This window comes from Pedobacter psychrodurus (assembly GCF_032678585.1).
Lineage (GTDB): Bacteria > Bacteroidota > Bacteroidia > Sphingobacteriales > Sphingobacteriaceae > Pedobacter > Pedobacter psychrodurus_A.
The window spans coordinates 1-22685 of sequence record NZ_JAVTSN010000032.1; the positions used below are offsets into that span (position 1 = coordinate 1).

Below are 22685 nucleotides of genomic sequence, written 5' to 3' on the forward strand. Positions count from 1 at the left end.
AAATTTAGCTGATGGTTAAAAAAATAATTTTACTTGTGCTATTGGCAGCGCCGCTATTTGGAAATGCCCAGGAAAAACGTGCCGCCGATATTTACGATGCCTCAACTAGCTACGAATACCCAACAGACCCATTGGTGCGTAAAAAGCTCGATGCCTGGCAGGATTTAAAGTTTGGAGTGATTATTCACTTTGGATTATACAGTGTGGGGGGCATAAGAGAGTCCTGGTTGTTATGTAACGAGCCACGTTTTGTACGAGATAGCACCATTGCTTATGATGATTATAAAAAATGGTACTGGGGGCAATCGCAAAAATTTAACCCTGTAAAATTTGATCCCGATAAGTGGGCTGAAATTTCGCAAAAAGCAGGAATGAAATATGTGATATTTACCACCAAACACCACGAAGGCTTTAGTATGTTCGATACCAAACAGAGCGATTTCAAAATTACCAACACGCCATTTGGTAAAAATCCAAAGTCGGATATTACCAAAGCGGTCTTTGATGCCTACCGTAAAAAAGGAATGATGATCGGGGCATATTTTTCTAAACCAGATTGGCACTCTGAATACTTTTGGTGGCCGCGTTATGCTACTCCCGATCGGAACGTAAACTACGATGGGATCAAGAATCCATGGCGTTGGCAAAAATTTAAAGATTTTACCTACAATCAGATTGGCGAACTGATGCATAATTATGGTAAGATTGATATCCTTTGGTTAGATGGAGGATGGGTACGTCCGCTGGAACCCAATAAAAAACGAGCTGAAGGATTTACGCTTTATCCAGACTTTAGTCAGGATGTAAATATGCCGAAAATTGCGGCAATGTCCCGAATAGCACAACCTGGTATATTAGTGGTAGACCGAACCGTGCATGGGCCTTACGAAAATTACCGCACCCCGGAGCAGGCGGTGCCGAAAGAACAGATTAAAGAGCCTTGGGAAACTTGTATGACCTTAGGGAAAGCATGGGGTTACCGTGAAGGCGACAAAATGAAATCGGCCGAAAAAATTATTCATACACTTGCTGAGGTAGTAGCCAAAGGGGGGAGCCTGTTATTGGGTATCGGACCAGATGGTATGGGCGAATTTCCAGTGGCCAGCATAAACCCGTTAACCAGCATTGGTGCCTGGCTAAAAGTAAATGGTGAAGCCATTTATGGTACCCGCATTACCGAAAACTATAACGATGGTTTAACCTGGTTTACACAAGCCAAAGATGGAAAAACTAAATATGCTATTGCCTGTATTAAAGAAGATAGCACAGTGCCAACAACAATTCAATGGAAAGGAAATATCCCGGGCAAAGGAACAAAAATTAAGCTGCTCGCTACCGGTAAAAATGTAAATTGGAAACAAGCGGGAGATGAAGTTGTGGTCACTGTACCTGCAGAGCTGATCGGAAAAAAGACTGCGGCGTTGGCCTTTGCATTTTATGCTAAATAAAATTAATCAGAACATTTAAAGCGCAAAATTGAATTCACCTGTTGATTTAAAATAAGATGATAAAAAAACTGACTGGCTTTTTACTGTTGACAACAATAGCTTTCTCAATATTTGCCCAAACCAAAGCTAAGCCCAATATATTGATCATCATGACCGATCAGCAAACGGCAGAGGCAATGAGCATTGCAGGCAATAAAGATTTGCATACCCCGGCAATGGATAAGCTAGCCAAAAACGGAATCCGTTTTACCAAAGCCTATTGTGCACAACCTTTATGCACCCCCTCTCGCACTGCTATTTTTAGTGGAAAAATGCCTTTCGAAACGGGTTTTGTAGGCAATGCAACCGAAAAAGACGGACAATGGCCTGATAGTTTGCTCATGATGGGCAAGATTTTTCAGAATGGAGGTTATCAAACTGGTTATGTGGGTAAATGGCACTTACCTGTACCCACCGCCAAAGTGAGTCAGCATGGTTTTGAATATATCCAGAATACCAATTTTTTAGATTATAACGATGCAGGTACACCGGCCTATTGTGCCCGTTTTATAAAAGAGAATCAAGACAAACCTTTTTTATTGGTGGCCTCGTTTTTAAATCCACACGATATTTGCGAGTGGGCGAGGGGCGAGACCTTAAAAATGGATATTTTGGCTGATGCACCACCGGCAGATCAATGTCCGCCATTACCTGCCAATTGGAAAATTCCGGCAAACGAACCAAAAATTGTGCGTGAGCAGCAAAAGGTGAGTGCCCGTACCTACCCAAGTGTAAACTGGAATGCCGGTCAATGGCGCCAGTACCGCTGGGCCTACAACCGTTTGGTAGAAAAAGTAGATCATTACATCGGAATGGTGCTGGCTTCACTAAAAAAATATGGTGTAGAAAAAAATACGATCATCATTTTTACTGCCGACCATGGCGATGGTTATGCCGGCCATAGCTGGAACCAGAAACAGATTTTATATGAAGAAGCCGCTAAAGTGCCTTTTATTATTTCGAAAATCGGCGAATGGAAGGGCCGTACCGATGATATGTTGGTGTGCAACGGAACAGACATCATTCCAACCATTTGTGGATTAACTGGCGTACAGAAACCGGGTTATTTAAAAGGAATTGATATCAGTAAAAGATTAACCGATCCTGGCAAAAGCTTGCGCGATACTCTAGTAATCGAAACCGATTTTGCCGACAATGAAGAACTTTTAGGCATTAGCGGCCGTGCGGTAATGACCAGGGATTTTAAATACATTGTTTACAGTAAGGGCGATATTAAAGAGCAATTGTTCGATTTAAATAAAGACCCTGGTGAAATGAATAACCTCGCCGTAAACACCGCTTATAAAAAGAAACTGATTGCCTTGCGGGATTATTTAAAACGGTGGTGTAAAATAAATGGAGACAAATTTACGGCGAATTTGTAGGGGCAGATTTCGTAAAACAAGTAGCGGTTTAAAAAAGATGTTATCCTGAGCATAGCAGAAGGACAATTTTTTTGATTTAACTGCAGGAAAAGAGTCTTCAACTACATCCGGTAGCTATCGGATCAGACTGAAAAGAAAAAGAAAATGATCGCTATACAATTCGTGAAAGGTTTTTGTCAGAACAATTTAGGACGTAATTTTTCACTTCATCATCCTGCTATCGGTTGAATTGAAAAGATCCGGGATATCTGCAAGCAAAGCAAAGACCAGTGGCGTCGAAGCATAAGGGATTGTACACTGACCAATCGACAGTTGCATAGAAACATAGGGCTCTGTATACTGACCAATTGTCACTGTTAGGCAAACATAGCCGTCTTTACACTTAGCAAAGCACACTGGAAGTAAAACATAAGAAGCTGGAAGCCAAACAAAGCCTTGTTTATGCCTAACAATCGTTATTTAGTAGGAAACATTTGATGTTGAAGGCAAAACATATCGTTGTATTGTTTCAGCATTTGACCCTTTAGCTAAAACATAGGCCCTTACCAGTTTTGTAAATTGCCCAGGTCACAATATAAAGGAGGATTACAGTAAAAAAATAGTGCATGAGTTCCGTAATTAATTGCAAATTCATCAAAATTGAAAGTTTTTTAAACATTAGTGTTAGTGTTTTATAGTGTAAGCTGGTAAATTCGTTATGCTTAGGTTTATCTACAGAGTTATCAAAGCGTGCAAATATTTAAAACTGAACCGTGCAGTGGGAGATTAAACTGCGTGAGGACCGCCTGCCCGCCCGTAGCGGATTGGATGGGAAGGACGTAGTCGGGCAGGGATAGTAGCGGAAAGCCCTGATCCCGATCCTTCATCCGGGAGCGGACTTGTAGCGAATAGCCCGACCCGCAGGGGCACGCCCAGATAAAGAAGAATAATGCGTTAAACCGATACCACAATTACTACGTGAGAACTAACCAATAAAGAGACAAAATATTAAATTCAGCACCATAACTGATGAAAAACATAATCATCCTAATTTTATCACTACTCTCACTAGACGTTCTTGCCCAGCAACAGCCTGGCGTGATTAAATTAACGGCAGAAAAACTGCACTCACGGGTGCGCGAATGGCCTTATCCGGCCAACGGTATCACTGTACCTACCAATGCGCCAGCTTTACTATGGCCAGCCACTAATGGTACGCACACGGTACAATCGATGGAAACCGGTAGCGATGTGCCCGAGGATCCTAATATTGGAAATGTACGCTACAAGGTAATGTTGGCAACTGATCAGGATTTTAAAAGTAATTTAATTGCCAGTGGTTTGCAAAGTTGGGCGGTATATCCATTACATCAGGCATTAAAACCAGGGCGCTGGTATTGGAAATATGGTTACGCCTTAAAAGGAACTAGCCAATGGAGCTGGTCGCCAGTTTACAATTTTATCGTGGATGCCAAATATGCGAACGAAAAAGTTTCTCCACCCGTTGCCAAAGTGATTCAAAGGAACGAAGGTTTACACCCCCATTTGTGGAACCTGCACCAGGTAAACGAATCTTTCTACCAAAACAATTTAAATAACCCGGAAGCCCAAAAATTTATTGTGTATGCAGAAAAGTTAATGAAAGCCCCTTTACCGGATGAAAGCCCGATACGCCAGATAGATACCACCGGAAAAACGGGTAAGGTATTGGAAGGTTTAATGGATAGAATGTACCACGGTTTTGGCGATAATATTGGCAATCCAGTCCGCAACCTCTGTATCGCATATTACTTAACTAAAGATAAACGGTTTATAGCAGATGCGAAGCGGAGGGCATTAAATCTGGCCAGGATGGATCCGGAAAAAAACTGGGCCACAAGAAGTGATTTTAACAATGGTGCCGTACTGGAAGCGCTGGGCTGGTTTTACGATTTAGGATATAATGATATAAATCCCGAAGAGAAAGCCCTTTTTAAAAAGGTAATGATAAAAAGGGCACATGTAATTTATGATCATCTGCCCAATCGCTTTGAATTGCATGTGAGTGATAATCACGTATGGCAAATCACACTTCGCGAACTGGCCATAGCCACTGTAGCTTTAATGGGCGAAACCCCTGAAGCGAACGAATGGTTAACGTACTTGTACGAAGTTTGGAGTGCCAGGTTCCCGGTTTTAGGGACCACTGATGGTGGCTGGCACGAGGGTAACGGCTATTTTATCGTAAATTTCAGATCCACCATATACCTGTCGCAACTATTCGGCGATTTTTCGGGCGTTGATTATTTTCAGTTGCCATGGATGCAAAATCTGCCTAATTATCTGTTGTATTCTTATCCGCCCACGGGTACATCAACCGCTTATGGCGATCAATGGGAAAATTTGCGTGATGGTATAAATGCCGGATATGCCTTGTTTGCTGATGCGCTTACTTATAAAATCAGCAATCCCTATCTTAATTGGTATGTTAAGGAAATAAAGACTGCGCATCCGGATTTTTTTAAGGGTACTGATGATTACCTGTTTTTCCGTTTACTCAATTACAATCCTAACCGAAAATTAGAAACAGCCTCACCTAAAAGTTTGCCCCGTTCACGCACTTTTGCAGATATTGGTCTGGCGGCCATGACCGATGATATAACCAACGCTGGGAACAATATCTGTAGTTATCTCATTAGTAACCCCTTTGGCTCGTCGGGCCACGGGCATGCCGGCCAAAATGCTTTTACCCTAAATTATAAAGGTAAAACTGTTTTTGGTGCCAGCGGATATTATAGTAATTTTAGTGATCAGCATAATTTATTATACTATCGGAATACTAGGGCTTACTGCACCATTTTGGCCGATAGCCTTAGCCAAAAAATTGGCGAAGAAGGTTATGGCTGGATACCGCGTTCAATGCACGGTACACACATACAATATGCCCTTGGCGATGCCAGTAATGCTTACGGAAATATACAAAGTTCGTTTTGGCTAAACCGCTTCGACCAGCTTAATCTTAAACCCAATGAAGCAAACGGTTTCGGCGATCCGGGCGTAACACTTTACCGCAGGCATATGTTGCAGTTAGATGGTGGTTATATTGTTTTATATGATGAATTGGAAGCCAAAAAACCTGTAAAGTGGACTACCCAGTTTCATACACCATATGATAAGATCGAGGCTGGTAAAAATGATAAAAGCACAAGACAGGATTTTGAGGTGAAAACGGATCTGGGAAAAGTAAATGCTTCTGTTTTTGCAACGCTGCCTTTGCAGATGACCATTACAGATCAATTTGCTGAACCAGCTGTAAATTGGATGAAATTGACAGACGGAGATAAATTACGTATCTATTCTAATCAATGGCACGCAGGTATTACTTCGCCAGCTGCACAAAAATTCAGGTTTTTAACCCTTCTACAGGTTAAGGATGGAAAAACTGAGGTGATTAAAACGGTATCGGCCGCAAACGGACTTTACCATTTACAGGTTGGCGATTGGGATATACAGGCACAGTTGGATGGCAATAAAAAAGCATCATTACAGGTATCGGGTAAACAGGCCGGGTCTTTATTTAATTATGGCGATTTACCGATCAGTTTTAATGGTAAAGTATTTAAGCCGGCTTTATCAGGAAGTTCTATATTACTAGAATTGAACGGTGCAAAACTGGATAAACAAGAAGTTGTAGATAAACTGCCAGATGTTGCGATTTATGATAAGGAATAGTCATAGTCCTCGTTTGTAACGAGGATTTATCGAGAGCCAAATTTGCAATGTGGTTTTTTTACCTAAACATTGTTTTTTATTGGCGATAAAATCGCCATGCTCGTGCATCCTCGTTGTTCCATAGGAATCACTATGTGACAACGAGGACGATCATTGGATTAGAATTATTAAATTTGAAAACATGTTTCAAAGCACAACCTTTAAAATAACGGATTTCGCCACGGTTCAACGCTGGCTAACTGTCCTGGTAATCGGTATAGGCTTGCTTTTTACTTTTAGCAACGCAAATGCACAATTTCAGGACCGTTATTTCCGAAATATTTCGGTTGATAAGGGATTATCGCAGAGTACGGTTTTTTCCATCAAACAAGATAGCCTTGGTTTTATCTGGATGGCCACACAGGATGGGCTAAACCGTTACGATAGTAAGGGATTTCGGGTATACCGCCCGGTTGAGGGCGATAATAACGGGCTGCAATCGCATTATATCCGGAGCCTGTTTATCGATCATAAAGGAAGTATGTGGGTGGGTGGAAATCAGGGTATTAGCCGCTATAATTATGCTTCCGATAACTTTGTCAACTATAAACTACCGCGCAGTTTGGGCGAATGGTATGTATCGTCGATAGCGGAAGATGCACAGCACAACATTTGGGCAACTACCATTTCGGGCGGTATATTTAAGTTGGCTGCAGGTACAAGCCAGTTTAAAGAGGTTAATTTTAATGCCCTCGAACACGGTATAAAAAAGATTTCGTACATCAGCTCCGCTAATCAGGACCTCCTGATTGGTACCGAAGTAGGTCTTTTTAAGTTTACCGGCCAAGGCCACCATTTAACCAAGCTAAACCTGGGGGTAGATAAGCCAGCTGTAAATGATGTATACATCGATGGCGAAAATCTTTGGGTGGCCACAGAAGGTTATGGGTTGATTAAATACGAAACGCTGAGTGCGAAAGTTACTTTTTTTAATCATCAGGCGGGCAAAAACAGCATTGCCGATAACAATGTAAGGTGTATCGGTAAAGATGTGGAAGGCAATATGTGGTTGGGTACATTTAAAGGACTTTCGGTATTCAATTTGGCTAACCTCAGTTTTGATAATTATTTTCATCAGATCTCCCAGCCCTATACCATCAGTCAGAATTCTGTTCGTTGCATTTATCAGGATAAGCAAAAGGCGATGTGGCTGGGCACATACTATGGAGGTGTAAATTATTACCATAAAAACGATATTAAATTTAACCTGCTCAGTCAGAATACAGGTAAAACCTCTTTAAACGACGAGGTAATCGGGGTAATTAAACAGGATGAAAAAGGAAATTTCTGGATTGGCACAAACGATAAAGGGCTAAACTATTGGAACAGGAACACCAATACCATCAGTTATTTTTCTAACCAGGAAAATAATGCAAACAGCTTAAGCTCAAATAATGTAAAAGCTATCGCATTTGACGGTGTTGGTAATGTACTAATTGGTACCCACAACGGCGGACTCAATGCGCTTAACCCTGGCACAGGTGCCGTTAAGCGGTACCGCCATGATGAAAATAACCCGAATAGCATTGCCGGAGACCTGGTGTATAGCATATTAAAAGATTATAAAGGCCGCATCTGGATAGGCACACGTTCGGGTTTAGATCAGTTTCATCCCGAAACACAGTCTTTTACCCATATTCACCTGGATAAGGCAGGTAAACGCCTTACTTCTGATGATATTACTTTCCTTTTTGAAGATAGTCAGCACCGCATATGGATTGGTACCACAAACGGTGTAACGCTTTTTTACCCTGATAACATGCTTTTCGGCACAACTGTAAACGGCAAAGAAAGCGAAGATATTGTAACCTGCATTACTGAAGACAAAAAACACCGGATATGGATGGGTACCCGCGAAGGCCTGAGTTTGTACAACGAAGCGCAGCAATCTTTTATCAGCTTTAAAGCCCGGAAAGATTTTGTTAAGGGAACCATATATGGTATCCAGCCTGATGACGATGGAAATTTATGGATATCGACCAATAGCGGACTGACAAAATTTAATGCAGACAAAAGCCTGGTACAAACCTTTGATGAAAGTGATGGCTTGCAGAACAACCAGTTTAATGAATATTCTTTTTATAAAGCCAAAGATGGTATGCTTCTTTTTGGGGGGATAAAAGGAATTTCTTATTTCTATCCATCAATGGTGAACCAGCAGCCGCTACGCTTAAACTTAACTTTTACGGGGCTGGAGGTATTTAATAAAACGGTTGCCTCGGGCGATGGAACAGATATTCTGCAAGGGCATATCGATCAGGCCGCGAAACTGGAACTTGGCCCCGAGTTTAAACAGTTCAGCATCCTTTTTAATACTTTTAATTACATATCAGCAAACCGCACCCAGTATTACTACAAGCTGGAAGGGATTGATAACATCTGGCAGAAAGCCAACGATATTAAAGTGAGTTACAATAACCTGCCTCCCGGTAATTACACTTTCCTCATTAAAGCGGTAGGACCTAATGGCGAGGTAAGTCCGGTTAGGGAATTGAAAATTTCCATGCTGCCACCCTGGTACCGAACATTATGGTTTTATCTGTTGCTTTTTGTTGTGCTGGCTGTGGCCTCATATCTTGGTTATAAAATTATAGCAGAACGCATTAAGGCTTTACAACAGCTTAAAATTGAGCGTATTGAAAAAGAACGGGTAAGAGATATCAATCAGGTAAAAATGGATTTTTTTACCAATGTATCGCACGAACTTAGAACACCTTTAACACTGATTCTGGCACCTCTGGAAGAGCTTTTAAGATTACCCCAGGTTGATAAAATCGTGAAAAAGAAATACGACCTGATGCTGATCAACGCCAAAAGGCTGTACAATCTTGTAGATCAGCTTTTTGAGTTCAGGAAAACGGAAATGGGAACCCGGCAGCTTAAAGTAGATAAGAGCGATATTGTAAGTTTTGTACACGAGGTTTACGAGTCGTTCAGGCCCCTTTCAGACAAAAACAATATCAGTTATACATTCCATTCTAGCGAAGCCAAATGCTCCTTTTATTTCGATAAGGATGCTATGGAAAAGATTTTGTTCAACCTATTGTCTAACGCATTTAAATATACTGAAGCAAGCCATAAGGTAAGTATTGAGCTGATTAAGGAACATGATACTATGCTAATCAAAGTAGCCGATACTGGAGTAGGTATCGGAGAGCAGGATTTATCTAAAGTATTCGATCGTTTTTACCAGGTAAATAACCGCGAAATGAACCTGGGCTCGGGTGTTGGTTTGGCCTTTACCAAAAGATTGGTGGAGTTGCACCATGGCCACATTACCGCGCAAAGTGCAAAAGGACAGGGCAGTGTGTTTACCGTTACTATACCCACCTCCGATGTGGTTTACGGCAATCATTTAAGCAATGCGCATAAAATGTACGAATTATCTATTGTACCAGATAGTGTTACGCAAACAGAAAATACAGTTACCTGGGAAGAGCCAGAGCCATTATTGGATGAACTGGATGGGAATGCATTGGCTACCAGACTTTTGATCGTAGATGATAACGAAGAAATCCTGTCTTACCTTCAGGAATATTTTAGCAAAACGTACCAGGTTGCGGTAGCTATCAACGGACAAATGGCTTTAGATATGCTTGAAGTACAACAATATGATCTCATTATCAGTGATGTGATGATGCCTGAACTTGATGGGCTCCATTTTTGCAAAAGGGTAAAACAGAATATCAATACCTCCCATATTCCGGTGATGTTGTTAACGGCCCGAAATGAAACCAGTCAGCAAATAAAAGGTCTGGAAATGGGTGCCGATGATTATGTAACCAAACCTTTTTCTACCAGTTTATTGGCGGCCAAAGTAGCCAACTTGCTACGTTCACGTAAACGTTTAAAAGAATATTATTCTACCGGGAAAGAAATGGTACCGGAGAATATTGCTTTTAATACGCTCGATGAAGAGTTTTTAAAACATGCCATTGCTATAGTGGAAGAATATCTGGCTGATTCAGAATTCTCCGTAGATAAATTTAGTAGGGAGATTGGCATGAGCCGGTCGAATCTTTACCTGAAATTTAAGGCCATAACCGGCGAATCGGCCACAGATTTTATTAAAAGGATCCGGTTTACCAAAGCAGTAGAACTGATGCAGAGCAAGCGTTACACCATTGCACAGATTACCTATATGTGCGGATTTAATTCACCTTCTTATTTTTCTACGGCATTTAAACAGTATTATGGCTGTATGCCAAGCGAATATCTGAGCAGGGAAGATGAGCTGAAACAGTAGAGTGTTCTATTTCACAAGCACAAATGGATTTAGACTGTCGCCCGTCCATTTATATTTGTGGAGAGTGCTTTGTTGTTGCCCATCCTTTGCTTTTTCCTGATGTGAGATATAAAACAAGCCATCGCCCAGAGGACATAAGCCGGTGGCGCCCCATGGAAAAAACCATCCGCGAATACCCGATCTGGCATCTTTAACCCCAGCCTCCAATAAAGAAAGTGTTTTAATTTTTATGTCTTGGCCATCCGACGATATATGATCTTCTTTAGGTTTCTTTTTGCCATTGATCACAAATAAATCATAATTCGGGAATTGCGTTTTGGCGCCATGGTATACCGCTGCAAATAAATTCCCGGTAGAGGGATCATAAGCCAGGTTTTGAATACCATAACGGGTATTACCTGTTTTTACAAAATATTTCTCCAGTGGTTTTTCTGGTCCGGAGTGATGCAGTTTTTCCTGTGATAATGGCTGGGCATATTTATCCCAATCGCTTACATCATATTGCAAAATCACCTGGTGGTCGTTATCCGTTCTAACTGGATCTCCATAAATGCCATAGGCCACATATAGAAACTTTTTAGCTGACTTTGTACTTCCTATTGCAGGTGCAAAGGCAAGGCCGTCTATACCTGAGCAGGCAAAGCGATGTGGTATTTCTTGATCACCTACTTTAACCTTTGCGGTATAATCATTCACCGCTTCTTTGATATACACGGTGCGCAGCAGATCTTCTTTTTCTGCATTCATATTTGGTCGCACAATACGCGACGCGTCAAATATGGCAATATAAAAGCCATCCTCGTTAACCGTTTGCAGCCTCAACTCTTTTTTTATGCCCTTACCAATGGCATCATTTTTATATTCCAATGAACCGTATATTTTTCCGTCATCCGCAAAATCGAGATCGCCCAGATGACCAACAAAACCGGTTACGCTACCGATCAATTTGCCCGAGAGATCGGTCTTGATCAGTTTGTCGGTAAAAGAAAAATACACATATCCCTTTGCCTGATCCACCACCACGCCCTGCACATGCAAGCCGCCTTGTTTTCCTGAGTATATCGAATCAGGTAAGTTTGTGGTTTGAGATTGTGATCTCTGGATGAATGCAGTAAGGAAAAGGAGGAATAAAATTATTTTTTTCATTTAAGCGGTTTGGTATCAGCCTTCAAATTTAAGTGGCAGTTAGCATATCCGATAATAAAAGGTGTTAACTTTATGTTATTAAGTAACTGTTTAGCTTAAACCATTAGAATAATTTCTGTAATAACGTGTCTTTACGTTGTGGCGAAACCTCCACCTCTGCACCATCACTAAGCTCTAAAGTGCCGCCATCACCCTTGCGGTATTTCACCACATAACTCAGGTTTACAATTACCGAGCGGTTAATACGCATAAAAAAATCATCGCTCAATTGCGCTTCATACTCTTTTAAAGTTTTAGAAACGATGATTTTTTTATTATCGGTGAGCAGGAAAACGCTATAGTTGCTCATGGCCTCTACCCTGATAATGGTTGTTTTATCGATAATATAAACACCTTCGGCGGTAGGTAACGCTAACCGGGCATTTAAAACCGCTGACTTCTGGCTCCGCTGTTTCACTTTTCCGGCTACCCGTTTACGTAAACGGGTGATGGCGGTTTTTAGATCGTCCTCATCTACAGGTTTCATCAGATAATCTACGGCACTTAAACGCAATGCTTCCAGGGTATAACTATCGTAAGCGGTGGTAAAGATCACTTCGAAGCTAAAACTTCCCAGGCGTTCCAGAAACTGAAAGCCATTTATGCCCGGCATTTCTACGTCAAGAAACAGTACGTCGGGATCGAGCGCAATAATGGCACTTAAGGCCTTGGCAGGCTCGTTAAAGATGCCCACCACCTGAAGTTCGTCTTCAAAAGATTGAAGTTTTTGCGAAAGCAATTTACTTCCTCGGGTTTCATCGTCTAAAATAACTGCCTTTAACATAGGGGAATGTGTTAATGATAAAATTCGGGTTTTAAATCCGCATGGCCAAAACTTATTGGGAGATTTTCTTCAGTATTATATGGAGCGAGTGATGTTATCCACCGCTCAGTTAACCTGACTTCGCCTGTATGGCCTGAAATTTTTAAGATAAAGATACATTTCTGTGCCAAAATCGCTTTCGGTACACATAATGGTTTGTTTTACCACCTCATTTTCTTTACCAAATATAGTTTTCCAGGTGTTTTTTCCAGCTTTACTACCAGTCATACTATTTGCTGTTAAATCTATTGTCCCCGCTTTTGCAAAACGGAGCTCTACCATAAAATATTTGATCAAACCATTGGTTTTGCGGTCTAAAAATAATAATCCGCTCCGGTAAGTAACCGGATGTTTTACCGCCGCAAGCCAATTACTGGGTCCTTTTTCCCAACCACCGTCATCATGTAGGGTAGGTGGCTGGGGAAAGGAGATCTTAATTTTTTCGGTATCGCTCTGACTGGTCACGATCTGTATTTTTAATGGTACCTGCGATTGGATTTGAGCTTTGCTGCCCAGATAGGCCAGGGCTAGAAAGGAAATAATGATAATCTTTTTCATGACCTGTTTTTTTAGAATGTATATTTGACGCCAATACCACCGTTTTCGGCACTAAAACCTCCGCCACTGTTAAAAGTGAATACAGGTTGCCAATCGGCACTAATGGCGATGGGCAGACCTTTAAATTTATATTCCAGTCCTAAAACACCTAAGGCTCCGATAGTGGTGGTCGGATCAACTACATCATCATCAAAAGAAAAATATTCGAAATGACCACCGCCGCCAACATACCATTTTAGATTTTGCACGCCCCCAATAGGTAAATGATATTCGTAAGCCACGCTCACGCCAATCTGGGTGCCCAAACCATTAAAACCCCTGTAGGTAAATATGCCTTCTAAAGCATGTTTTTCCTTTAAGAAATGTTTTGCTGTGAGCGATATGCCATATAGAAATTTTACCCCAATTGCGGTATTATAGTTTTCGGAAGTGCTATAACTAGCCGGTTTGGTGCTGGTCTTGGCTGCAGGTGTTGGTTTTACGGTCGGTTTGGCAACCGTTTTCGTAGCCGGTTTTTTTGCTGGTGTTTTTTTGGTCTGTGCGCTTACATTTAAAGCAACGGCACATAAAATGATGGTGAAGATCTTTTTCATGGTTGATGTAGGGTTAGGGTTGGTAGAATAATATTTTGTTCTGGTTATAATGCGAGGCTAAGAGTCCATAGCCAGTTGGCGTTTTTACAAAGGCCAAACCATAGATATCGCCAGTGCCTGTTAGCGTTTTGGTACAGCCGGTATAATTAACTTCAGTGGCCTGGATCTGGTTGCTGTTTAATAAGGTGATCCGTTTATTGCCTGGTGAAGCCGCTGCAACAATATTCCCATAGGCTGCAACATCAACCAGTTTTGGCAAACTTACAATCACAGTTTTACCCAGGCCACCCGCCGCCGTTAATTCACATTTATAAAGGCGATCGGTGCTGTAACCGGTGAGGTAAAGCGTATCGTTGGCAATGGCCAAACCCTTCGGACTACCAAATACAGCTGCCACAACACTGAATGTACTGTTGTTTAAAGGGTCATTAAAACGGAGTAATCTATCTTTGCCATCATCGGCAAGATATAGGCGGTTTTTGCTGTCGAAAGCAATTCCCCGGGGATTAATAAAGCCTTCCTGAATTACCCTTAAATACTGATAAGTACTCACGCCGTTAACCGTAATCTTTTTATAAATCACGACTCTCGCATTTTGTTCGGTTTCGGTGATGTATAGGTTTTCATTATTATCGAAAGCGATGGCTTCGGCACCCACACTTTGAAAAGTCTGCGCAGGTGCTTTTTTTGTCAATAAATCGCTATAACTGTTCCAGATTTTTGTAATTCCGGTAGAGCCATAAGGTTGTTTATACTCTGTAGTGGCTACTTTTCCACTGGCAGATACCGCCAGGCCACAGGGATTTGCTACATCAACTGAAGCTATTAACTTCAGTTCAGGTATGCCACAGCTATCGGCAGGCTCACTCTTGTCTTTCTTTTTGCAAGAAATAATTGCTCCTGTTGTTGTCAACAGGAACAATAAGAGAGCGAATGTTTTAAGGTTTTTCATGATCGGTCTGATTAGATTTTTTTCAAAACACCTGTATAACTGCCTTTTAACGGGCCTTTTGTGGTGCTGGCGTTAATGGTAATGGTGTACTTATCGCCATCCTTGGCAATTACAACCGTGCCGCCATTAATCTCATCGGTTACATTGTTTATGGTTACTGCGCCGCCGGCAAAATTGGTGGTGGCATTGTATGGCGCACCGTTTTTATAGGTAAATGAGCCGACCGGAATAACATAATCGCCCAGGTTTTTGAAGCGGATCTGTACCGAGTTAAATTCAGGTGTAAGGAAATAAAGCCATGCGCCATCGCCATTTCCCCCTCTATAATCCCCCGAGTTAATATTATTGCTGTTGTTCTGGTAATCAAATTTACCAGCTACTGCACCTGTTCCTCCATCATCATTTTTATCTTTTTTGCACGAAGCCAGGGTGAAGAAAACGCTCAATACGATAAGTATTTTCAACATGTGTTTAAAGTTTTTCATTTTTTTAATTTTAGGTGGGATGAATTATTGTTTATTGGCCTGGTAGATGATGTTGTTACGCTCTACAACCAGAATGGGACTGTTAACATTTTTCCAGCTGGGCACCACTGCACCGATGAAATCGCTATTGGCTTTAAAACTGCCAGTGGCTAAGGCATAATAAGGTATAGATACCTCTGGAGCAACGGCCATGATCGGTAGGGTCTGGTTAATTGGAGGTGGATAATATTTTGTACCGATCTGTCTTTCTTTAATATCCCAATCAATGTTTTTCGATCCGGTAAATCTAAAAAGTAGATTTCCAGTCTTAAAGTCCGCATTTTCATAAGTTTGAGCAGAAGTGGTATTGGCTAAAACCGCAAAATCTAGACCCTGTGCTGCATTACTTTTATCAGTATACAGGAAAGATTTTAGCGTGATCTGCCCCGATGCATTTTTTTCGAGCGCAAAACGGTAGGTATAGGTGCCCGTTCCGTCTAAATCGAAGGTTAAGGTATTGTCGGTCACATCTGTTGCAATACTTCTTAAGTAGCCCTGGCGGTGAAGGTTTACTTTTACCCCATCACCATCCTGGGTGAAGGTCATTACGGCCAGCTTCTGGTCTCCGGTTTTACGTTCTGCAACAATGTAATAAGGCAGTAAATCTGCTTTACTTACCTTCTGCACGTTTTCAGGATCGTTGGGATCGTTTGGATCATTGTTGCCTTTTTTACAGGCAGCGAAAGTCGCCAGCAGCATCAAGACGCTTAGCATAAGTTTTAATGTTTTCATGGTTTTTAAATTATGGATTGATTAAATCGTGATTATTGAGGGGCGCTTTTAATATTATATTTAATGTGATACCGATTATGGGTTCGTCTTAATTCACCCAAACAGTCAGTTTATTGTACATTTTGTCGGTCCAGTCGCCACCACAATGCGTACTGCAGCCATTATCGGTGATGCCTTCGCTTTTGGCTTTAACGGGCGAGTTTGCGGGGATCTGATCGTAAAGGCTTTTTCCATAATATTCCCCTTCATTGTTGCCACTGCAGTTGATGGCGAAAATTGGGATCTTGAAGTTTTGTGCGTTCCAGGCACCGCTTCCACCGCATGCCGCCAATACGCCTTTACAATAACTGAGCGTATTGTTTGCAGAGATGTCACTAAAGAGCATATAAGAGGCGAAAGAATAGCCACCAACCACGGCCTTTGTTTTGCTGATATTGTATTTGCCAGCTATGGCCACAATACATTTATCATAATCTTCGCCGATCATTTTTGCGCTGGTATTCCAGGCGTCCGAATTGGAGTTGCCGGGCGTTTTGCGGTATTTTACAATGGCTGCGGCATAACCGTTAGTGGCTGCTTTTTCACAGATGGCCGTTTCTGCGGCGCCATCTAAACTGCCCTCGGTAGGGTTGTTTTCATCGTTACCGCTGCCCATCACCAAAATGCCTTTAAAGGTTGTGGCATCTTTGCCTGTGAAAATTTTATAAGTAATGCCGTTTACGGTTTCAATAGTTTCCTTTAGGTCGCCCTTAATTACTTCCTTGCCTTCGTCATTGTTTTTTTTGCAGGCGATGGCCAGTATAATGCAACAGGCAATCGCAATGGTTAATTTTTTCATGGTTATATTTTAGGGTGATAAAATGTTTGTTTTCTTTTTGCTGATACAAGTTTAGTTGCTGCCATAACAAGATTTTTTGACAATGATTGAAAGCCATGCCTCAATGAGCGAACTTGTTTTTACAATGAGTGAAGCTGCAAAACCTTCATTTAAAGGGATATGTGCGGTTTGTGTTGGGAGAAAACCAAACAATACGCGCAGTTTTTGGCGGCTTAGGCAATAACAGCCAGTTTCAATGAGTGAAGTGCCAGTTTGAATTAGCGAAGGATAGAAATAGCAACCTGCCTATAATTTATTTTTGAAAAGCTAGTGTTACAAATATCCCATGAAAAATCTCAGCTGCTTGATCTTTATCCTATTGTTCTTGTTATTGCAGGAGAAGACTGCAGCACAATCGACCAAAATAGATTCTTTGGAAAGGGCTGTAGCTGGCAATTTAGCTAACGACGATAGGAAGGCCCGCGACCTGTTTTTTCTGGCTGCTAGCTTTATCAACTCAAATCCCAAGAAGAGTTTAGATTATATTGATCAGGGGCTTTCTTTTGAGCATAACATTAAAGACAAAGGTATTGTAGCGAGTTGCTACAGGGTAAAAGGCGCTATTTTGAATATCCTTGCCCGATTTCCTGAAGCGATAACCGCATTAAATACGGCATTAATTAATGATAGGGCCACGGGAAATGTGTATGGTGTAGCTGGTGATCTTTCCAATATGGCTACCATCTATATCTATCAATCCAATTTTCCGCAGGCATTGAACTATTACCAGCAGGCTACTAAAATCATGGAAAGGATTCCTGAAAGCGATCCAAACAGTTATAAAGATAGAAAGCGTGACGAGGCGGCTATTTACAGTAACATCGGCTTGGTTTATATCGAAACTGCAGATTACATCAAGGCAATTGAGCATTTTGAGAAAGCGATTTCTCTACAAGAGAAATTGAAAAATAAAATAGCGACTATACCCTCTCTGGGTAATATCGGAAATGTATACGGCCGGCAAAAAAACTTTCGTAAAGCTATTCTTTATGCGTCAAAATCTGCAAAATTAGCCGATTCGTTAGGTGATAAAGTAAGTTACGCCCGCGAAACAGGTAATCTGGCTTCTTATTACAGCCAGATGGGGCAATACGACCTGGCCCTAAACTACGGCCTCAAAGCGATTGCCTTAAATAAAGTATTGGGCAATACCAAAAGTATAGGTTTTAATATGCAGAATGTTGCCGAAGCCTACGCCAAAAAAGGTGACCTGGAACATGCAAAATTTTATGGATTAGGCTCATTAAGGATAGGGCAAGATTTAAAAATGCCTGAAATACAGAAAAATGCCAGTGAAGGATTAAGTCAATTATATGAGAAATTGAAGTTGACCGATAGCGCACTTTTTTATTTCAAAAAATACGCCATGTTTAAAGATAGCATCGATAACAGTAAAAAAAGAGACGAAATAGCCAGGCTTGGTATACAATACGAGTTTGATAAAAAAGAGGCCACTTATCAACAGCAACAGGAATTGGCCGATGAGCAGATGAAACAGCAAAGGTTACAGCTGGCCCTAAATGCAGAGCAGCTTAATGCAAGTCTTCGCTTAAGAAGCTTGCAGCAGGTGCAATTGCAAAACGAAAAGCTGCAAAAGAAAGAAAAGGAAAAACTATTGCTGATTTCTATCAATAATGGAAAACTCCAATCGGTTAAGGTAAAACAGCTCTCACAAGAACAAAAATTGGATAGATTGGAACTTAAACAATTATGGCTTTATACCATTTTAATTGTGGTTGTACTTTGCTCTGTATTGCTGTTTGTATACAATAAATACCGTATTCGGCAACTGAGGTTTAAAAACACCTTACAGCAGCAACAGGCCGAACAGCGTAACAAAGAGCTGAGCTATCGGAGTCAGCTTTCTGAAAGCGAACTCAAAGCCATTCGTTCGCAAATGAACCCACATTTTATTTTCAATGTGCTCAACTCCATCGAATCGTATATTATGGACAACGATAAGAGAATGGCTTCGCGACTGATCCAGAAATTTGCCTCATTAAGCAGGCTTATCTTAGAAAATTCTACGAAAAGTTTGGTAACGGCCGATCGGGAGTGGAAGGCCCTTAAACTGTATACCGAATTGGAAGCCATGCGTTATAGCCATTCTTTTAGCTATGATTTTGTGGTCGACGAGCACATCAGGCTCGAAGAATTGCTTTTGCCCCCAATGCTCATTCAGCCGCTTATCGAAAATGCAATTTTGCATGGCCTTATTATCGATACTCAACCTGACGCACATTTGGCAGTAAAAATGGTGCAAAACAAAACCGGCCTGTATATAACGGTGAGCGATAATGGTAAGGGCTACCATCCACAAAATAAAACACAGCCTAAAATCGGAGTTAAAGAGAAATCCATTGGTATCCAGTCTATTCGGGAAAGGATAGAAATGATTAACTTGCAGTATGAAGATAGTAAAGCCCGTTTCGACATTAAAATTGGACAGGGCGAAAGAGGAACCACCGCAATGTTATGCCTGCCCAACTATTTTAAGGTGGCCTGATGAATGTGTAATGAAATTGCGAATTAGCCTATATCTGCTTTGTTTTATGCTGTGTCGTTTTTCGGCCAATGGGCAATCGTTTCCCAACCTCAGGTTCAATCAGCTTACCGTTAAAGACGGCTTAAGTACCAATGCGGTAAAATGTACCTACGAAGACCAAAACGGGATTATCTGGATTGCCACCAGCAAAGGGTTAAACCGTTATGATGGTACGGGCATTAAAGAATTTAAGCACAATGATACCGATAGCACTTCCATTAGCAGCGATGTTGTGGTGTCTATTGTGGCCGACCGCGAGCAGCAGCTGTGGCTGGGTACCTTAAATGGCCTGTCGAGGTTTAATCCTGCTACCGGAAAAGCAGTGAATTTTTTTCATGATGCGAAAAACGGAAATAGTTTGGTCAGCAACTGGAACTGTATGCCTTTTGTTGACAGCAAGGGCAGGCTGTGGTTGGCTATGGAAGGTGCTATACAGTTGTTTAACTATCAGAAAAATAAATTTACCACCTACGTGTTGCCAAAGACTGAAGGTATTCAAAATTCGTTTAGGCAAATTCGTGAAGACAATTTGCACAGGCTTTGGGCAGTTGGCAGTACCGGACTGTACCTGGTAGACGAAAAACAACAAAAACTAATATCTGGTGGAACACAGAAAGGCAATGATAATCTCTGTTTTTTTCAGGCCCTTAGCGGCACGGTTTACATTGGCCAAACCAAGAATGGACTGAGAAGCTTCGATCTGCAACGCAGGGATTATCAGCCTATACAAACTGATTTTGCGAAGCTTGTAGATGCAAATGTTTATGATATTATAGAATGGACAGATAATGAACAGCGCAATTGGCTTTGTATGGCCGCTGAAGGTGGTTTGATACTTAAAGACAGTAAAAGCAATCGCATTAAGGAATACGTTTCGGATGTGCTAAATCCTTCGTCTTTGAACGCATTTAATATTTACCACATTAACAAAGACCGGCAGAACCGGCTTTGGTTATCAACAGACAACGGCATCAGTATACTCGATCCAAACCTGCAGAATTTTGAGAACATTCCTTTATACCAGCAACTGAAGCTCAATAATCCCAAGCTTTTTGGTTTGCCCAATAATATGCTCGAAACCAGCGATAAATTTTATGTAACCGGTTATTATGCTAAAGGGGTTTATGTATTCAATAAGAACTGGCAGTTCCAGTCGCATATTTTGCAAGTGCCTGCAAATTCAAAGAGCAAGTTGAGTAAATCCATTAATAGTATTTATAAAGACGAACAAAACAACCTTTGGTTCAGTACTGATTCGGGTTTGGTAAAGCAGACAGGAAGCCGTAACAAGCTTTATTTTCCGCCAGTAGATTTAAACATCAAGGAGAACCTGGCCGTATCAAAAGTATACAAAAGAAAAGACGGCCTGTTTTGGATCCGGGCCAGGCAAAATGGACTTTATCTTTTTAACCCCGTTAAAGGAATATTCGTTAAACAATATAAACCCGATCATAAAAATATAGATGGTGTAGTTTATTCTGGCTTGATGGATAAACAGGGCGATTTCTGGATAGGGGCCACCAAGGGTATTAGCCGTTATATCCCTTCAAAAGATGCTTTTAGTAAAATTGTAGTGAAAGGGGTTGATGGAAAAGTATGCGATATCAGTTGGGTAACCGATCTTACAGAAGATCAGGAACAAACCATATGGGCTGTTTCTGATGTGGGGCTGGTTAAAATAGATAAGAAAAAGGGAACAGGTTTATTAATAGACCATAAATCGGGATTGCCAGAAAACTACCTGAAAAGAATATTGATAGATACCCTGGGTAATTTATGGATACCCTCGCAGCAGGGAATTATCAGGTACGACAGAAAAAAGAAATTTACTTTTTTTAACATTAACAACGGTCTTCCCTTTCAGTATGAGGGGCATGGTTTTTTTGAGATTGATCAATCCAATAATTTTCTGCTGAGCTACAGTGGCTATGTGACCAGATTTAATCCCTATCACATCAAAACAAACCTCTCGGTACCAAAGGTGATTTTTATGGATGTAAGCGCCGACGGTACAGCGATCACTCCAGAAAAACAAAGCATTGTTGTTAAAGCAGGAACAAAAATTATCAACATTCATTTTGCACTCACCAATTACACGGCGCCACAAGAAAACAGGTATTTTTATAAAGTAGGAAAAAAAGCCCATTGGCAGGAAGTTAAAAACGGTGATATTGCACTAGGTAGCCCGCGTAATGGAAAGTACGAGCTTTACATTAAAGGCAGCAACAACGACGAAGTGTTTAGCCTGGAAGAACGTTTACTTATTACCGTTCTGCCGTTTTGGTACGAGACCAATTGGTTTGCAGTAATTTGTGTATTATTTGTGGCGATGTTTATTGTTTTCTTATGGAGAAGGAGGATTGCTTTTATCCGCGGGCAGTTTTTGTTTAAGCAAAGGCTCTCTGAAAGCGAATTAAAAGCCATACGCTCACAAATGAACCCACATTTTATCTTTAATGTGTTAAATTCTATCGAATCATACATTATGGATAACGATAAAAAAATGGCTTCACGGCTGATCCAGAAGTTTGCGGCCTTGAGCCGTTTGATCCTTGAAAACTCAACTAAAAGTCTGGTTACTGCCGATCGGGAATGGAAAGCCATTAAACTTTATACCGAGTTAGAGGCCATGCGTTACGACAATGCTTTCAGTTACACCTTTATGGTAAATGAAGCACTGGACCTTAAAGACTTTTTGTTGCCGCCAATGCTGATTCAACCCCTAATTGAAAATGCCATTTTACACGGGTTAATCGAATCGCCACAACCCGGTGCACATTTGGATGTAACTTTAAATATTGAAACAGACCATGTTTTTATCACAGTTACAGATAACGGAGTTGGTTATCAGAAAAACACTAAACCATTGCTTCCGAAAGGGATAAAAGAGAAATCGATCGGGCTTAAATCTATTTTAGAAAGGGTAGATATGATCAACAGCCAAAATGATGGTTTTAAGGCCACTTTTGATATCCGATTGAGGGAAAATGATCGGGGTACAGTGGCTACCATTTGTTTGCCCATCATTAAAGTAGCATAAAGGCTATTT

Annotated in this window: 14 protein-coding genes; 6 read left to right on the forward strand and 8 right to left on the reverse strand. The window is 41.1% G+C overall.

Features of this window, described 5'->3' with window-relative positions; all coding sequences use genetic code 11:
• The first annotated feature begins 11 nt into the window (after positions 1–11).
• The 4 genes from R2S57_RS19535 to R2S57_RS19550 all read left to right on the forward strand — a co-directional run bounded on the left by R2S57_RS19535 (position 12) and on the right by R2S57_RS19550 (position 10847).
• Entirely contained in the window at positions 12–1448 is a 1437-nt protein-coding gene (locus R2S57_RS19535) for an alpha-L-fucosidase (RefSeq protein WP_316846623.1), read from the forward strand.
• 56 nt (positions 1449–1504) lie between these two features.
• The gene (locus R2S57_RS19540; RefSeq protein ID WP_316846624.1) at positions 1505–2872 is read left to right on the forward strand and encodes a sulfatase; all 1368 of its coding nucleotides are present in this window, start codon (positions 1505–1507) and stop codon (positions 2870–2872) included.
• Positions 2873–3880: 1008 nt separating this feature from the next.
• Positions 3881–6562 carry a DUF4962 domain-containing protein gene (locus R2S57_RS19545; RefSeq protein WP_316846625.1) on the forward strand — a complete coding sequence of 894 codons (2682 nt, stop codon included), beginning with the start codon at positions 3881–3883 and terminating at the stop codon, positions 6560–6562.
• Between the two features lie 181 nt (positions 6563–6743).
• Positions 6744–10847: a two-component regulator propeller domain-containing protein gene (locus tag R2S57_RS19550; protein WP_316846626.1), complete on the forward strand. Its 4104-nt coding sequence runs from the start codon at positions 6744–6746 to the stop codon at positions 10845–10847.
• Between the two features lie 6 nt (positions 10848–10853).
• Here the strand turns inward: R2S57_RS19550 and R2S57_RS19555 are convergent, their stop codons facing one another.
• From R2S57_RS19555 to R2S57_RS19590, 8 genes are all read right to left on the reverse strand, one after another.
• Positions 10854–11993, reverse strand: a complete 1140-nt coding sequence (locus R2S57_RS19555; RefSeq protein WP_316846627.1) for a hypothetical protein — start codon at positions 11991–11993, stop codon at positions 10854–10856.
• A 103-nt stretch (positions 11994–12096) separates the two neighbouring features.
• Positions 12097–12816: a LytTR family DNA-binding domain-containing protein gene (locus R2S57_RS19560; RefSeq protein ID WP_316846628.1), complete on the reverse strand. Its 720-nt coding sequence runs from the start codon at positions 12814–12816 to the stop codon at positions 12097–12099.
• Positions 12817–12921: 105 nt separating this feature from the next.
• Positions 12922–13413, reverse strand: a complete 492-nt coding sequence (locus R2S57_RS19565; RefSeq protein WP_316846629.1) for a hypothetical protein — start codon at positions 13411–13413, stop codon at positions 12922–12924.
• Between the two features lie 11 nt (positions 13414–13424).
• The gene (locus R2S57_RS19570) at positions 13425–14006 is read right to left on the reverse strand and encodes a hypothetical protein (RefSeq protein ID WP_316846630.1); all 582 of its coding nucleotides are present in this window, start codon (positions 14004–14006) and stop codon (positions 13425–13427) included.
• A gap of 13 nt (positions 14007–14019) precedes the next feature.
• Positions 14020–14958 (reverse strand): hypothetical protein, encoded by a 939-nt coding sequence (locus R2S57_RS19575; protein ID WP_316846631.1) that lies wholly within the window; start codon positions 14956–14958, stop codon positions 14020–14022.
• An 11-nt stretch (positions 14959–14969) separates the two neighbouring features.
• A complete protein-coding gene (locus R2S57_RS19580) occupies positions 14970–15443 on the reverse strand; it encodes a hypothetical protein (protein ID WP_316846632.1) in 474 nt (157 codons plus the stop codon).
• Between the two features lie 24 nt (positions 15444–15467).
• On the reverse strand, positions 15468–16214 hold the full coding sequence (locus R2S57_RS19585) for a hypothetical protein (protein WP_316846633.1): 747 nt from the start codon (positions 16212–16214) through the stop codon (positions 15468–15470).
• A gap of 88 nt (positions 16215–16302) precedes the next feature.
• Positions 16303–17052 carry a hypothetical protein gene (locus R2S57_RS19590; RefSeq protein ID WP_316846634.1) on the reverse strand — a complete coding sequence of 250 codons (750 nt, stop codon included), beginning with the start codon at positions 17050–17052 and terminating at the stop codon, positions 16303–16305.
• A gap of 325 nt (positions 17053–17377) precedes the next feature.
• Here R2S57_RS19590 and R2S57_RS19595 point away from each other — a divergent pair, with 325 nt between their 5' ends.
• A complete protein-coding gene (locus R2S57_RS19595; RefSeq protein ID WP_316846635.1) occupies positions 17378–19597 on the forward strand; it encodes a tetratricopeptide repeat protein in 2220 nt (739 codons plus the stop codon).
• Positions 19500–22676, forward strand: a complete 3177-nt coding sequence (locus R2S57_RS19600) for a two-component regulator propeller domain-containing protein (RefSeq protein ID WP_316846636.1) — start codon at positions 19500–19502, stop codon at positions 22674–22676. The genes R2S57_RS19595 and R2S57_RS19600 overlap by 98 nt, the downstream gene beginning before the upstream one ends.
• Positions 22677–22685 lie beyond the last annotated feature (9 nt).

Bases quoted from the DNA above. Each gene is read 5' to 3' on its own strand.
- R2S57_RS19535 (WP_316846623.1), top strand. From the start codon at position 12: ATGGTTAAAAAAATAATTTTACTTGTGCTATTGGCAGCGCCGCTATTT.
- R2S57_RS19540 (WP_316846624.1), top strand. From the start codon at position 1,505: ATGATAAAAAAACTGACTGGCTTTTTACTGTTGACAACAATAGCTTTC.
- R2S57_RS19545 (WP_316846625.1), top strand. From the start codon at position 3,881: ATGAAAAACATAATCATCCTAATTTTATCACTACTCTCACTAGACGTT.
- R2S57_RS19550 (WP_316846626.1), top strand. From the start codon at position 6,744: ATGTTTCAAAGCACAACCTTTAAAATAACGGATTTCGCCACGGTTCAA.
- R2S57_RS19555 (WP_316846627.1), bottom strand. From the start codon at position 11,993: ATGAAAAAAATAATTTTATTCCTCCTTTTCCTTACTGCATTCATCCAG.
- R2S57_RS19560 (WP_316846628.1), bottom strand. From the start codon at position 12,816: ATGTTAAAGGCAGTTATTTTAGACGATGAAACCCGAGGAAGTAAATTG.
- R2S57_RS19565 (WP_316846629.1), bottom strand. From the start codon at position 13,413: ATGAAAAAGATTATCATTATTTCCTTTCTAGCCCTGGCCTATCTGGGC.
- R2S57_RS19570 (WP_316846630.1), bottom strand. From the start codon at position 14,006: ATGAAAAAGATCTTCACCATCATTTTATGTGCCGTTGCTTTAAATGTA.
- R2S57_RS19575 (WP_316846631.1), bottom strand. From the start codon at position 14,958: ATGAAAAACCTTAAAACATTCGCTCTCTTATTGTTCCTGTTGACAACA.
- R2S57_RS19580 (WP_316846632.1), bottom strand. From the start codon at position 15,443: ATGAAAAACTTTAAACACATGTTGAAAATACTTATCGTATTGAGCGTT.
- R2S57_RS19585 (WP_316846633.1), bottom strand. From the start codon at position 16,214: ATGAAAACATTAAAACTTATGCTAAGCGTCTTGATGCTGCTGGCGACT.
- R2S57_RS19590 (WP_316846634.1), bottom strand. From the start codon at position 17,052: ATGAAAAAATTAACCATTGCGATTGCCTGTTGCATTATACTGGCCATC.
- R2S57_RS19595 (WP_316846635.1), top strand. From the start codon at position 17,378: ATGAAAAATCTCAGCTGCTTGATCTTTATCCTATTGTTCTTGTTATTG.
- R2S57_RS19600 (WP_316846636.1), top strand. From the start codon at position 19,500: ATGAAGATAGTAAAGCCCGTTTCGACATTAAAATTGGACAGGGCGAAA.